Consider the following 15,320-nt stretch of genomic DNA (forward strand, 5'->3'; position numbering starts at 1 on the left):
GAAAAAAATTAATAAATATGAATTTAAGAAAAGTATTATTTGTATCGTCAATAATAGGAAATGCTGCCTGCTTCGTACAGGCGGCAACTCCTGTCAGTTTGACGAAAGATACAGAAATAGAGAAGAAGGTTGAAGCTACATTAGCGGGAATGACCTTGGAAGAAAAGGTCGGACAGATGACAGAACTGTCAATAGATGTTCTTGGCAATGTGGTGGGCGGAGAGTTCAAACTGGATAAGGAAAAAGTAAAAAATGCAATTGGAAAGTACAAGGTCGGATCTGTACTGAATGCTCCCGGACCGGTTGCTCAAAGCCGTGAGAAATGGAAAGAAATCATCGGTTATATTCAGGAAGTATCTATGAAGGAAATAGGTATTCCTTGTATTTACGGCTTGGATCAGACTCATGGTACTACTTATACCCTTGGTGGAACGCTTTTCCCGCAGAATATCAATCTTGGTGCATCCTTTAATCCTGAACTGACATACGAGTCGGCCGTTATAACTGCATACGAGACACGAGCAAGCAACTGTCCTTGGACTTATTCACCAACGGTGGATATGGCAAGAGATCCTCGCTGGTCGCGTGTTTGGGAAAATTATGGGGAGGACTGTCTGGTTAATGCCATAATGGGCAGTGAGGCTGTTCGTGGTTTTCAGGGAGATGACCCTAATCATGTTTCAGAAGACCGTGTAGCTGCTTCTGTCAAGCATTACCTTGGTTACAGCATGTCCCGTACTGGTAAAGACCGTACTCCTGCATATATATCAGAATCTGATTTAAGAGAGAAGTGTTTTGCTCCGTTTAAGGCTTGCGTAGAAACTGGTGCGCTGACAATAATGGTAAACAGTGCTTCCATTAATGGTGTGCCTGTGCATGCCAACAGGCAGTTACTCACAGAATGGCTTAAAGAAGATCTGGAATGGGACGGAATGTTGATTACCGATTGGGCGGATATTAATAACCTATATACTCGTGAAAGAATAGCAGCCAACAAAAAGGAAGCTATTGAAATTGCCATCAATGCGGGTATCGATATGGCTATGGAACCTTACAATCTTGATTTCTGTACACTGTTGAAGGAATTGGTAGAAGAGGGAAGAGTGCCGATGAGTCGTATTGATGATGCCGTACGTCGTATTCTCCGTCTGAAATACCGTTTGGGACTTTTTGAAAAACCTAATACTGACTATAAGGATTATCCTAAATTCGGCAGTAAGGAACATGCCGCAATCGCACTTAGAGCAGCCGAAGAATCGGAAGTATTGCTGAAAAACAATAATAACATATTACCATTGGCAAAAGGTAAGAAAATCCTCGTGACAGGTCCTAATGCAAATTCAATGAGATGCCTTAACGGCGGATGGAGTTATACATGGCAAGGACATCTTGCCGACCGTTTTGCAGGTGAGTATAATACCATCTACGAAGCTGTAAGCAACAAGTTTGGCACTGATTTGGTAACCCTAGAACAAGGAGTTACATACGTTGCCGAAGGAGCGTATTACGAAGAAAGCACTCCTGAAATAGAAAAAGCTGTGGCTGCAGCAAAGAATGTAGATGTAATCATCGCATGTATAGGCGAAAATTCATATTGCGAGACTCCTGGAAATCTGGCAGACCTTGCAATCTCTGAAAACCAGCGTAACCTTGTTAAAGCTCTTGCTACGACAGGCAAGCCTATTGTTCTTGTAATAAATGGCGGTCGTCCACGTGTTATAAGTGACATTGAACCTTTGGCAGACGGTGTAATTAATATCTTGTTGCCTGGTAATTATGGTGGAGATGCATTGGCAAATATCCTTGCTGGTGATGCAAATCCAAGTGCTAAGATGCCATATACATATCCAAGAAACCAAGCTGAACTTACTACATACGATTATCGTGTAAGCGAGGAAATGGATAAGATGGAAGGTGCATACGATTATGATGCTGTAATTTCTGTTCAATGGCCTTTCGGTTACGGTTTGAGTTATACTACTTTTGATTACAGGAATCTGCGTGTGAATAAAGATACTTTTACTGAAAACGAAAAACTGGAATTTACAATAGACGTTACAAATACTGGAAAGATTGCAGGTAAAGAAGTTGTAATGTTGTTCAGCAGCGATTTGGTAGCATCGCTCACACCAGAGAATCGCAGGCTGCGCGCATTCAAGAAAGTGGAATTACAGCCAGGTGAGACCAAAACTGTAACATTGACTATCAAAGGAAGTGATCTTGCTTTTGTAGGTGCTGACGGAAAATGGATACTTGAGAAAGGTGATTTCCGTATGCAGGTAGGAAATCAAGTCTTGAATATTAAATGTTCTGATACACATAAATGGGAAACTGCTAATATCTGTGTTAATAAATAGCATTGTCTGATTGCTTTTAACGAGCCTGGTCATTTTGAAATTGTAGATTCCAAAACGAAGTGCAACGTTTTGGTCTTTAAAAGTAGTAGATTCAAGGAGGAAAGTGTTAACTTTGTCTCGTGAATCAAAGAGGAGGCGAGCTCTACTGAGGAGCAACTCGACCAAGCAATAGATTCATGTACCACACTGAAATAGTGTAAAGGAGCGAGGCTGTCTGATTTCAGCCCCGCTTTCATTATTTTAGGAGGTATGTATGGCTAAGAAAACCTTTCCCTGTGGCAATGCAAAAAAACAAAAAGGGAGACCGAAGTCTCCCCAAGATTAATTAACTTTGTATTGCTTATGTACAATCAATTAACCCTTGCGCAAAGGTACACAATTTCTACCATGCGCCAAAATGGTTTTTCATTAAAAGCCATAGCAGACGAATTAAACCGTATTGAAGAGGAAGCAGCCATATCCTCCGGTAATCCTCTTCCCGAAAAGAAACGTTCAGCATCCACCATTTCACGTGAGTTGAAGCGTAATAGGACAAAGACCGGTAGATATAATCCCAAACAGGCTGATGAAATGGCCCGTGAAAAGAGGGAGCGAATAGTACGCAACACAGCAATAAAACCTGGGGTGCTGGAGCTTGCCATAAAGTTACTCAAAGGGAAAGGATGGTCTCCGGAACAAATTTCAGGACATCTGAAAAAAGAGGGGAAACGCATATCTAAGGAACGTATCTATCAGGAAATCAGAAGAAAGCCTGAGCAAGGGTTTTCAAAGAAAAAATACTACCCGCAGGGCTGGAGATTTTTTCTAAAAACCATTGAGCATCCCAATCCCGGATTTACCTTTGCACCCAGAACGGGAACGATCCACCTGATGCGACTGCCTGAAAGACCATCAAAATGGAGGTAAACGGATGTGGAGGCATATTGGATATGAAATGTTCCGGGAAAAGAAAGGAAATGTCAAAAAAAAGGATACGGCGAAAACGTGAAACTGGCAAACATTCCAAGAAAGTATGTTGCAACCGTGTGGCTAAACCTGTTTAGTTATGCGGTTGCAATTTTCTTTCCGGTTTGCCGTCATGGGTAATGGCACTTTTCATTTATGGAAGGTGTGGTTACCCATGACTTCCGTTTTCGATTAGAGGAACCGACAAAAAAAAAGAAAATCAACAGGTGACAGCCGTAAAAGCACCGCTTGTGGCATAAGCAAAAAAAGAAAGGGGCCTTGCATCATCAGTCTGAACATGGTTCAGGCGTGACGCAAAGCCCTTTTCTATGCTTATGCAATAGTAGGAACATGGTCGTCGATTTATTGACGATGGTGTTCCTACGCCTTAAATCGCTTTTACGGAAAAACTTGTCTGTGGAGCTTAAAAAGCTGGATTTTTATTTCAATATATGCCATTAATATGCTACTTTTGCATACGAAGAGTTCTTTGAAGGTTACGCAACGCATAGAAGAATAAAACAGTAGATAACTAACTAATTCGTAACCTATTACTACTATGAGTTGGTAACTGCAACTCATTTTCATTCACTTAGACCTTTTTCGTATTTTCGAGAGACAAAAATACAGCTATTTATCCTATCGCCGAAACAAATGGAGATTTATTTTCCGCACACCCGTTTTTTGACATGCTGAGGACAGATTCGGTATGCCGGAATTTGGGGTAAAAATGCTACCGCATGTGTTCACTTACTCATCCGCATAAGTTACCTTACGCTACCGCATAAACCGGTCAACGTATGCGGTTGCGTTTCGGGCGCATATTTCTGCCGTTTTTTTCTTGATTTTTTTGTAAGAAAAGCCGACATTCCTAATTCTTTTCAGAATCACTGCCGACTTTTGTGATAGAAAAACAAACAAAGTATTTAATAACCCTTTAAATTATAGCCTTATGAAAAAGTTAGCATTATTAGTAGTAGGTGTTTTGGTTTCCATGCAAGTGATGTTTGCCGACAGCGAAAAGCCGATTGCGTTTGAACAGCTTCCGCAGGCAGCGCAAACTTTCGTAAAAAAGAACTTCCCGGATGCAAAGGTGGCATTTGTGAAACAGGAGACCGATTTCCTGAAAAAATCGTATGACCTTGTATTTATCAACGGCGACAAATTAGAATTTGACAGCGACGGAAACTGGAAAGAAATGAAATGCCGCACGCTTACCGTACCTGCTTCTGCCATCCCCGCCGGAATCAACAAGTTTGTTACAGAAAATTATCCCGATGCAAAAGTGGTACACATCGAAAAAGACCGTTACGAATACGAAGTGAAACTGTCTAACTTCTGGGAAATCAAGTTCGACCTCAAATGCAATGTTATCGACTTAGACCGAGACAACGATTAGTTTCTTAACCACTGTTTGATTAAACCGACGTAAGCCATCGGCTGTTCCGCCTACCGGAGCAGCCGATTTTTGCATATTCCGCAAAGCCACGCACTGCCGCAAACATTCCCTGCTTTTGCTTTGAAATGTTTACAAATTTTCTTAACTTGCGACTGGAATCCTAAAATACATACGTTATGAAGAAAATCTATTTTTTAATCCTATCGGCGTTTGTCGGTTTCCTCTTTATGCAAAGCTGCAAAGAAGACGAAACTATAGACGGTTGTGAATTTATAAACTACACTTTTTATGTTGAATTTGTAAACAGCGAAGGAAATCCTGTTGTTACTAAAGCAATGGAACCAACAGACTTCTCAATAAAATGTATCAAACCGCTACAAGAATATAAAAATTTCTGGTATACAACTGTTTTTCAAGGGGAAGACAGGCGTTACTATACTCGATTTAACCATTCAATAGAAGAACATTTAGACGATAACCGCAACTTCAAATTCGAGGTAAGCTGTGAGCTGTGGAAAGAACCCGTTGTTTTCGATACCGCATGGATTCTGGAAGAGGGAGAAGACTACAAAGAAACCCAACTGAAAACCATCACCGTTAATGATGTAGAACTTGAAGCCACTCCTGCCGAAGAATACGCGAAAGAAGACAGAAATCCGCTATTCAGCCACCAGCCTACCATAAGATTGGTAAGAGTGGTGGTAGACAAGCAACCGTAAGCCCCCACTTTGTAGGCGTCCGTCATTCAGTCGGCGAACGCCTACAAACGCAAATACAACCCGCCTCCCTCACCCCCTCTGCAAGAAAAATTCATCTGTTTCTCCCTATATTCAATATACTTTTACTATTTTTGGACGCACAAACGAATTATTAATTATCAAAAATAGTAAACCTGCAAAATGAAAGAAGAACTTGAAAAACCGACGGGACTGCCCGATAATGCGTTCCGTCCGCTTAAACCGGGAGAGAAATACGAACCGCTGATGTCGCCCGGTAAAACTTATCCCGAAGTAACGTTGTGGTCGGTTACGTGGGGCATCATCATGGCGGTTATCTTTTCTGCCGCCGCTGCTTATTTAGGATTGAAGGTAGGACAGGTGTTCGAAGCCGCCATCCCTATCGCCATCATCGCGGTAGGCGTATCGAGCGCAACTAAACGCAAAGGCGCATTGGGCGAAAACGTAATGATTCAGTCCATCGGAGCTTGTTCGGGAGTTATCGTAGCGGGAGCCATCTTTACCTTGCCCGCCCTTTATATTCTTCAAGAGAAATATCCCGAAATGACGGTTAACTTCATGCAGATGTTCATCAGTTCGCTGCTGGGTGGCGTATTGGGCATCTTGTTCCTCATACCGTTCCGCAAATATTTCGTTAAAGAGAAACACGGCGAATATCCTTTCCCCGAAGCTACGGCAAGCACACAGGTATTGGTATCGGGCGAGAAAGGTGGCGACCAAGCGAAGCCATTGCTGCTGGCGGGACTCATCGGAGGACTGTACGACTTCATAGCCGGAACGTTCGGATGGTGGAACGAGAACTTTACGAGCCGTGTGTGCGGCTGGGGCGAGACCATAGCCGACAAAGCGAAATTAGTATTCAAAATCAATACCGGAGCTGCCGTTTTGGGATTGGGCTACATCGTGGGACTGAAGTATGCCGCCATCATCTGTGCCGGTTCGCTCGCCGTATGGTGGATTATTGTTCCGGGGATGTCGCTGTTCTGGGGCGACCAAGTATTGAACGCATGGAACCCTGAAATCACCACTGCCGTAGGAGCCATGTCGCCCGAAGCCATTTTCAGCGAATATGCCAAGAGCATCGGTATAGGTGGTATCGCAATGGCAGGCATCATCGGTATCGTACGTTCGTGGGGAATCATTAAAAGCGCGATAAGCCTCGCAGCGAAAGAAATGGGCGGAAAGAAAGCAGAAGAAAACGTAGAGCGCACGCAGAAAGACATTCCGATGAAGATTATCGCTTTCGGGTCAATCTTTACCCTGCTATTGGTGTTGCTGTTCTTCTACTTCGATGTGATGCAAGGCAATATCCTCCACACCGTGGTAGCCATCCTGCTGGTAGCGGGAATCGCTTTCCTGTTTACCACCGTGGCTGCCAATGCAATCGCCATCGTAGGAACAAATCCCGTATCGGGCATGACGCTGATGACGCTTATCTTAGCTTCGGTAATCATGGTGGCAGTAGGACTGAACGGTGCGACGGGTATGGTGGCGGCACTTGTAATGGGTGGTGTGGTTTGTACGGCGCTCTCAATGGCGGGAGGATTCATTACCGACCTGAAAATCGGATACTGGTTAGGAAGCACTCCCAAGAAACAAGAGAGCTGGAAATTCCTCGGCACATTGGTGTCGGCAGCTACCGTAGGCGGCGTTATCATGGTGTTGAACGACTCTTACGGATTTACGAGCGGACAATTAGCGGCTCCGCAAGCCAATGCAATGGCGGCGGTTATCGACCCGCTGATGAACGGTGTAGGCGCTCCGTGGCTGCTGTACGGCATCGGCGCACTGCTGGCTCTCGTACTGACATTCTGTAAAGTACCCGCACTGGCATTTGCGCTGGGAATGTTTATCCCGCTGGAACTGAACTTACCGTTACTGGTAGGAGGAGCTGTAAACTGGTATGTGACGACACGCAGCAAAGACGAAGCCGTAAACAACGCCCGCGGGGAAAAAGGAACGCTGCTGGCATCGGGATTCATAGCCGGCGGTGCACTGATGGGTGTGGTGAGTGCCATCATGCGTTATTGCGACATCAACTTCGTCAACGAAACATGGCTTGACAACCCGATGAGCGAAGCCGTTTCACTCGTTGTCTACATCCTGCTTATTACCTTCTTCGTAAAAGCAAGCATGAAACTGAAGAAATAAAAAAAGACTAATCCTTTGTCATTCAAAAGAAAAGTCTTACCTTTGCACCCGCCATTACGAGCTAATGGCATAATTCAAATCATTAACATTAAAATTTAACGTTTAAGAAATGGCAACTAAAATCAGATTGCAAAGACGCGGACGCAAAGGTTATGCGTTCTATTCTATTGTTATTGCGGATTCAAGAGCACCACGTGATGGTCGGTTTACTGAAAAAATTGGTACTTACAACCCGAATACCAATCCTGCCACAGTAGATTTGAATTTTGAACGCGCATATTACTGGGTAATGGTAGGTGCGCAACCTACTGACACAGTACGCAACATCCTTTCTCGCGAAGGTGTTTACATGAAGAAACACTTGATGGGCGGTGTTGCTAAAGGTGCATTCGACGAAGCTACGGCTGAAGCACGTTTCAACGCTTGGAAAGAAAACAAACAAGCCGGTTTGGAAGCATTGAGAGCTAAAGAAATGGAAGCTAAGAAAGCTGAAGAAAAAGCTCGCTTGGAAGCTGAAAAGAAAGTAAACGAAGAAATCGCTAAGAAAGTAGCTGAAAAGAAAGCTGCCGAAGCTGCTGCTAAGGCTGAAGCTGAAGCTGCTGCAAACGCAGAAGCTCCCGCTGAAGAAGCTACTGAAGCTCCGGCTGAAGCATAATTCTTCTTACAAGAAAACAGGAATGGCTGTCTCTATCAAGAGGCGGCCATTTTTGCGTTAAAGAGGTTGCCGAAAAGGTCGATTATCGATGAAGTGAGCTAATTTACAACGAGTTCATTTTAAACCTTTTACACCTTATCCGGGAGCTTAAAAAACGCAAGCGGTAGAACTGCCTCGTCTTACGAATAGAAATGGGCAACGCATCCGTTAGAACCGGGCAACGCTAACGGTTGCGTTTTGCGGGATATTCCGACAAGGAAATTCCCCCTCCGTACTTTCGCCAAACAGTTTCTTCTAAATTCAACACAAAAAGCCCGTCAAAACTTACACATCTTTCCCAAGCAACGGGAATCCATCGAAAAAAACAGGCTGATAAAGCGTATAAAAACCGTACACAGAAACGTTTTCTTCATCTGTATTACGAGATGATTACATTTTGTAATTATTGTTACCCGCCTATTTTCCAAAGAAATACGAACATCAATAAAAGAATTTTGCTCACTCTGCATTACAAAAAGGTTAATATTCTACCGATTTATTTGTTAAAATAAAACCTAATATACGCTGTATTGAAAAAAATACTTAATTTTGCATCAAAAGAAACAAAAATCAATGAAAACCCGCAAGGGAAATAACGAAAACTACTATTGACTAAAGCGAACTATAACAACTTTAAGAAAACAGAGAGACTAAGTATCATTTAATCAAACCTTTATGATGAATCAATCTAAATTCTTGATGGCGGCAGTGGCATCTGCAATGACAATATGTGCCAGCGCCCAAGTGACAACTTCCGCAGTCAGCGGACAAGTTATCGACGAGAACCAAGAACCGGTAATCGGCGCTACAGTGGTAGCTGTTCACGAACCATCCGGTACTATGTATGGAGCGGTAACTAACATCGACGGACGATATACCATTCAAGGTATGCGTACCGGAGGTCCATACAAAATCGAGATTACTTACGTCGGTTATAAGAAATCAGCTTATACCGGACTTTACCTCGAACTGGGTAACACATTGAGCCTGAACGCTACAATGGAACCAAGCAGCGAACTGCTGGACGAAGTGGTAGTAGTTGCTGACGCAAGACCTAACGCCGGAGCTTCTCAAAACTTCTCAACTCAACGCATCGAAAACACCCCGACGGTAGACCGTAACGTGTATGACATCGTAAAGAACATGCCGATGGCTATGACTTATAAAAACGGCGGTATCACGTTTGCAGGCTCAAACAACCGTTATAACAGCTTCCAAATCGACGGTACGGTAAGTAACGACGTATTCGGTCTGGCAGCTTCGGGTACGAACGGAGGACAGACAGGAGCCAACCCGATTTCAATGGACGCCATTCAGGAAATTCAAGTTGTAGTAGCTCCGTTCGACGTTCGCCAGAGCGGATTTACAGGAGGAGGTATCAACGCCATCACCAAGCAGGGTACGAACACCACACACGGTTCGGCTTATACTTACTTCAACAACCAAAACATGTATGGCAAGTACAGCGCCATCCGCGATTACGCCAAGTCGCCCATGGCTCAGCAATACACCCGTACGTTTGGTGGAACATTGGGTGGTGCCATCATCAAAGACAAATTGTTCTACTTCATAAGTGCAGAAGGCAAGAAAGAATCTTATCCGTCAAGCATTTATCCGGGATATACCAGCAACTATATCACAGCTGATGTAGCTCAACAAATAGCTGACAAATATTATGAATATACAGGTATCCAAGAAGGATATGCACAACGTAATGTTGACCAAAAATCATTCGGATTATTAGCCCGTATCGACTGGAACATTAACCAAGATCATAAATTGGCCATCCGTTACCAGCATAATAATTCGTATGATGACAACTACAGCCCCGGAACTGACAGTTACAGATTTAACAACAGCGGTTACCGCATGAATAACAAAACAAACTCTGTCGTAGCTGAGTTGAACTCACATTTGGGACAGAATCTGTATAACGAATTGCGTGCATCGGCAAGTTTCGTACGCGACCACCGCGACATAGCATACAGTGCTCCGACCGTACAAATCGACAATGTTCCGGGAGGTGACGGCGTATCTTTCATCGAAGCCAACATCGGTACAGAATACTCTTCAGGAGCTAACTACCTGAATCAAGATATCTATACATTCGAAGATAACTTGTCATGGTACTTAGGAAAGCATACATTGACCTTTGGTACACACAATGAGATTTACCGTATGCAGAATTTGTTCATTCAGGGTTCAAACGGCTCATGGTACTTTGATACGTTGGATGACTTCTTAAATGACCAACCCGACCGATTCTTCTACAAATATACTGATCCTGAATTAACAGGTGGAGATACCCGTTATGCTCCTGTAATGAAAGCCGGACAATTCGGATTCTATGCTCAGGACAAATGGGATATCACTAACAATTTCAACCTGACTTATGGTTTGCGTATTGATATTCCTGTTACGTTCAACTCTCCTTCTACCAACAATGACTTCAATACGTATGCAGAAGCTCAAGGCTTCGGTGTAAGAGTAGGCGAAATGCCGAGTGCTAAAGTGATGTTCTCACCGCGTGTTGGTTTCCGCTGGTATACCGACGACAGCCACAACACCCTGTTGCGTGGAGGTGTGGGATTGTTCACCGGACGTGTGCCTTTCGTATGGTTGTGTAATGCCTTCAACAACACTGGCGTTGAAATGAAGTCTGGCAATGTATATTCACAGCAGGACGACAAAGGTAACACTACGGGATATGCACCGTCTTTAGGTCAATATGCTGACAACCCGTTAGGAGCTTTGAACTCTCAAGCAAGTCAAGCACAACGACAAGACATCGTTACTATCAACAAAGACTTCAAGTTCCCGCAAACTTTACGCGCCAATTTAGCTTTGGAACAACGTTTGCCGGGTGACATAAAAATGACATTAGAAGGTATCTATTCAAAGACCCTTCATAACGTATTCTTTGAGAACCTTGCCATTACAAGAAGCGGCACAGTATATTCTATCCCCGGTGTAGAAGCATCGTCAGCTCCTTATTATTCATTCGCGTCAGGCGATTATAACAGTATCATCAACCTGAAGAATACGAATAAGGGATATACTTACGCGCTGTCTGCCATGTTGGAAAAAAGTTTCAACTTCGGCTTAGACCTATCAGCTTCATATACATTCGGACATGCTAAGTCAGTCAACGACGGAACAAGTTCTGTAGCAACTTCCAACTGGCAGTACAACTATTCACGTGATACTAACTCAAACGGTGAACTTGGTTTCTCTAAGTTCGATATTCCTCACCGCGTAATGGTGCAAGTATCATATAATTCTCCGAAATATTGGAACGGCTGGATGTCTACCAGTTTCTCAGTTATCTACAACGGATTTAATGGCGGACGTTACAGCTTGACGATGAACGAATCTACCGACTTCAACGGTGACAGATGGAAAGGAAACAACTTGCTTTACATCCCGACTGATGCAGAATTAGCTCAAATGAACTTTGTAGACCAAGAAAGCAACGGCCAAGTTGTAATGACAGCAGAAGAAGGTAGAGAGGCATTTAAGCAATGGATTGAAAACGACAGTTATGCAAAGAACCACCGCGGACAGTATGCTGAACGTAACTCAAACCTCAGCCCGTGGGAAAACGAAGTAAATCTCCATTTATCTCAAACCATCCATAACATACAGGGTGTTGGTAAACTGGAATTTACATTCGATATCATCAACTTTGCTAACATGCTGAATAAGAAATGGGGTGCAACGTATGGCAATATCTATAACGTTTCACCGGTCAGAGTTACAGGAATTACCTCCGACAGCAACGGCAACCGTACTCCGACGTTCCAGTATAACAGCAATAACAACATCACTAAGAGCGATGTATCTTCTCGCTGGCACGCTCAAGTTGGTGTAAGACTGACATTCTAATCTTTATTTGATATCTCATTTTTACAATCAGGCACGGATTGCACCGGGTACACCTCAACAGACAAATGTGTTACCGATGCAGTTCGTGCCTGAAACATTTAAATACCTCATCAGTTATGAAAAGACCCCTTTTATTGTTTACTCTGCTTCTGCTGCTTTCACCCCTCGCAGCCGGGAACAAGCATTATACAGTTATCGTGTCGCTCGACGGATTCCGATGGGATTACGTCAAGATGTATCACACACCGTTCTTCGACCGCATGGCGGCAGAGGGCGTACAGGCTGTTATGACTCCCTCGTTTCCTTCGAAGACATTTCCTAACCACTACACGCTTGCCACCGGGCTTTATCCCGACCACCACGGCATCGTGGCCAACTCGTTTTGGCATCCCGAAAAAAAGAAGTTATATTCGATGAGTGATTCCGAGACCCGAAACGATGCTTCTTTTTACGGGGGAGAACCTATCTGGATTACAGCACAACGGCAAGGGGTGAAAACCGGAAATGTGTATTGGGTAGGTTCGGACATTGCTGTCAAAGGACAATATCCTACATACTATGAAGTGTATGCTCATACACCGCGCCTGAACTACGCGGAACGTGTGGCAAAGGTTTTGGAATTGCTAAAGAAACCGGAGACAGACCGTCCGCAACTCATTATGGCGTATTTCGAAGACCCTGACCACTACGGACATTCATTCAGTCCTCACAGTGCCGAAACGCGCCAATGTATCACCGAACTTGATGCGCTGATGAAGCAACTGTGGGAGGGTATTCAAACGCTTCCATTCGGCAAAGATGTCAATCTGATTGTTACTTCCGACCACGGCATGGCTACTGTAAGTCCCGACCGCTGTGTATCCGTCACCCAACGTTTAAAGCCCGAATGGTATAAGCGCATAGAAGGCAATCTGCCTGCCCAGATTTATGCTGAGGAGGAATATCATGACTCCATCTATCAGGCATTACAAGGGTTAGACCACGTACGGGTATGGAAAAAAGGCAAGATTCCTGCTTACTTGCATTACGGAACGAATCCTTCGGTGGGAGACATCGTGGTAGTCCCCGACTTGGGATGGTTAGTGACCGACAAAACAGATTTCCGGGTTGGCGGTGCTCACGGATTCGACCCTACGTATGACGACATGCAGGTCATGTTCCGTGCCTGCGGTCCTGATTTCAAAAAAGGCTACGAAGCACCTAAATTTCCGAACGTTTGCATCTACTCGCTCTTGGCTCACTTACTCCACATCACTCCCGCTCCCACCGACGGCAGTCTGGATGCTGTAAGAAACATGTTGGCAGAGTAAAATACATTCACTGAGGACAAAAAAATCAGCGGACGAATGTGGCATATATACATCCACTTCGTCCGCTAACTTATAAATGGCTTCTATGTTTCTTACTGCTTTTTCATCTCAAAGCCCAACAGCAAGCCATCGTATTCTTTCAGCAACGAATTGGCAGTGCTGACAGCCGAGTTAGATGAACTGTTTGAAACCTTTCCCAATATCGACTGGGCGAGCGACATCACCTTGTCAGCCTTAAAGAAAAGGCTCAGTTTATCACCTGTCAATCCTTTCGAAGCCACCATATTCATCTTTATGCCCAAACGTGTTTTCAGCGTCAGTTCGCCCGACTCGGCATTGTAGCTGTACGTTCCGTTAGTTGTACGTCCGCCCACTACCGATGTATACGTGCTGTCTGCGTTAAACGTATATGTAGTTCCCTCCTTAAAACCGAGCGTATTTAAAATACCGCTCATTTTATCTTCCACTTTTTGGGCAGCAACCTCTCCGCCGGCTTTCGCCAACAGATTATCACTCTCAAATTTGCAGTCGGGGCCCACAAACGTCCATGTACCTTCTATCGAACTGCTTGTTCCGCTTACTTTGTTGCCTACCACCTTTGCCACTCCGGAAAGAATTGACTTTAAATCCTGAGCAGGCAGTTGGTTTACTCCGAAACAGAGCAAACAAGCCAACAAAACACCTCCAAACAATCTTTTCATAGTTTTTACCTCCTATTTTTTATTCATAACGGCTAAGAGCCTGTTTAAATTTTGCGCTGCCTCAGTTTGAGAATTGTTTTCGAGGATGTTTTTCGGCTTTTACAAGGAGGATAGCGGGCTATCTGACGAGTAAAAACAGGGAAACAGACCGGAAACAAACTCAAAAAGGGGCGGATAAAAATACTTAATCGGAAAATTTAAACAGGCTCTAAGAGCCTGTTTTTAATCTATCAAATCAGCAAGCCTTAAAGCTCATGTCCAATCCTTTTACGGAATGAGTCAATGCGCCTACCGAAATGAAATCGACGCCACATTCGGCATAATCGCGTAACGTATCAAACGTAATGCCGCCCGATGACTCGATTTCATAGCGTCCGCCTACCATTTCTACCGCCTTGCGCGTGTTTTCAGGCGTAAAGTTGTCGAGCATGATACGGTCTACACCACCCAAGTCGAGCACCTGTTGGAGTTCATCGAAATTACGCACTTCGATTTCTATCTTCAAGTCTTTACCTTTTTCCTTACAGTATTCTTTCGCACGGGTAATCGCCTTGTCAATGCCTCCGGCAAAGTCGACATGGTTATCTTTCAGCAAAATCATATCAAACAGTCCGATACGGTGATTCACTCCCCCGCCTATTTTGACTGCCATCTTTTCCAACACACGCATACCCGGTGTGGTTTTGCGCGTATCAAGCACGCGGGTTTTGGTACCTTCCAAGCGTTTTACATATTTATTGGTCATCGTGGCAATGCCGCTCATGCGCTGCATGATATTCAGCATCAGGCGTTCGGTTTGCAACAACGATTGTACTTTGCCTTCCACCACCATAGCCACATCGCCCGGTTTCACATGTGCGCCGTCGTGAATAAATACTTCCACCTTCATGTCAGGGTCGAAACGATGAAACACTTCTTTCGCCACTTCAATGCCAGCCAGTATACCTTCTTCTTTAATCAAGAGTTTCGATTTTCCCATAGCATCTGCCGGGATGCAAGATAAAGTAGTATGGTCACCGTCTCCTATATCCTCTGCAAACGAAAGGTCGATGAGACGGTCAATCAAATCTTTTACAATTTTTTCGTCCATATCGTTTTTTATGTGTTTTAATTACAAAGGCAAAGGTAGAGAAATTCATTA

General features: G+C 44.0%; 10 protein-coding genes. 8 read left to right on the forward strand and 2 right to left on the reverse strand.

The annotated features are described in order from the left end of the window. Positions 1–17 precede the first annotated feature (17 nt). The 8 genes from H9626_RS04115 to H9626_RS04150 all read left to right on the forward strand — a co-directional run bounded on the left by H9626_RS04115 (position 18) and on the right by H9626_RS04150 (position 13,478). The gene (locus H9626_RS04115; protein ID WP_191709650.1) at positions 18–2,357 is read left to right on the forward strand and encodes a glycoside hydrolase family 3 N-terminal domain-containing protein; all 2,340 of its coding nucleotides are present in this window, start codon (positions 18–20) and stop codon (positions 2,355–2,357) included. 342 nt (positions 2,358–2,699) lie between these two features. Beyond that, positions 2,700–3,263 (forward strand): helix-turn-helix domain-containing protein, encoded by a 564-nt coding sequence (locus H9626_RS04120; protein WP_191709651.1) that lies wholly within the window; start codon positions 2,700–2,702, stop codon positions 3,261–3,263. Positions 3,264–4,254: 991 nt separating this feature from the next. Continuing rightward, on the forward strand, positions 4,255–4,701 hold the full coding sequence (locus H9626_RS04125; protein ID WP_191709652.1) for a PepSY-like domain-containing protein: 447 nt from the start codon (positions 4,255–4,257) through the stop codon (positions 4,699–4,701). A gap of 176 nt (positions 4,702–4,877) precedes the next feature. Next, the gene (locus H9626_RS04130; protein ID WP_191709653.1) at positions 4,878–5,420 is read left to right on the forward strand and encodes a hypothetical protein; all 543 of its coding nucleotides are present in this window, start codon (positions 4,878–4,880) and stop codon (positions 5,418–5,420) included. Between the two features lie 180 nt (positions 5,421–5,600). Then, entirely contained in the window at positions 5,601–7,589 is a 1,989-nt protein-coding gene (locus H9626_RS04135; RefSeq protein WP_191709654.1) for an OPT family oligopeptide transporter, read from the forward strand. Between the two features lie 109 nt (positions 7,590–7,698). After that, positions 7,699–8,244 (forward strand): 30S ribosomal protein S16, encoded by a 546-nt coding sequence (locus tag H9626_RS04140; RefSeq protein ID WP_178256814.1) that lies wholly within the window; start codon positions 7,699–7,701, stop codon positions 8,242–8,244. A gap of 714 nt (positions 8,245–8,958) precedes the next feature. After that, positions 8,959–12,168, forward strand: coding sequence for an outer membrane beta-barrel protein (locus H9626_RS04145; RefSeq protein WP_191709655.1), 3,210 nt, complete (start codon positions 8,959–8,961; stop codon positions 12,166–12,168). Between the two features lie 116 nt (positions 12,169–12,284). Further along, complete coding sequence (locus H9626_RS04150; protein ID WP_191709656.1) at positions 12,285–13,478, forward strand: alkaline phosphatase family protein; 1,194 nt, start codon at positions 12,285–12,287, stop codon at positions 13,476–13,478. Positions 13,479–13,570: 92 nt separating this feature from the next. On the opposite strand, the gene H9626_RS04155 is transcribed toward H9626_RS04150, so the two are convergent. Further along, a complete protein-coding gene (locus H9626_RS04155) occupies positions 13,571–14,179 on the reverse strand; it encodes a DUF4923 family protein (protein WP_191709657.1) in 609 nt (202 codons plus the stop codon). A gap of 235 nt (positions 14,180–14,414) precedes the next feature. Beyond that, positions 14,415–15,269: a carboxylating nicotinate-nucleotide diphosphorylase gene (gene nadC, locus H9626_RS04160; protein ID WP_191709658.1), complete on the reverse strand. Its 855-nt coding sequence runs from the start codon at positions 15,267–15,269 to the stop codon at positions 14,415–14,417. Between the last annotated feature and the right edge of the window lie 51 nt (positions 15,270–15,320).

This window comes from Phocaeicola faecium (assembly GCF_014837055.1).
Classification (GTDB): domain Bacteria; phylum Bacteroidota; class Bacteroidia; order Bacteroidales; family Bacteroidaceae; genus Phocaeicola; species Phocaeicola gallinarum.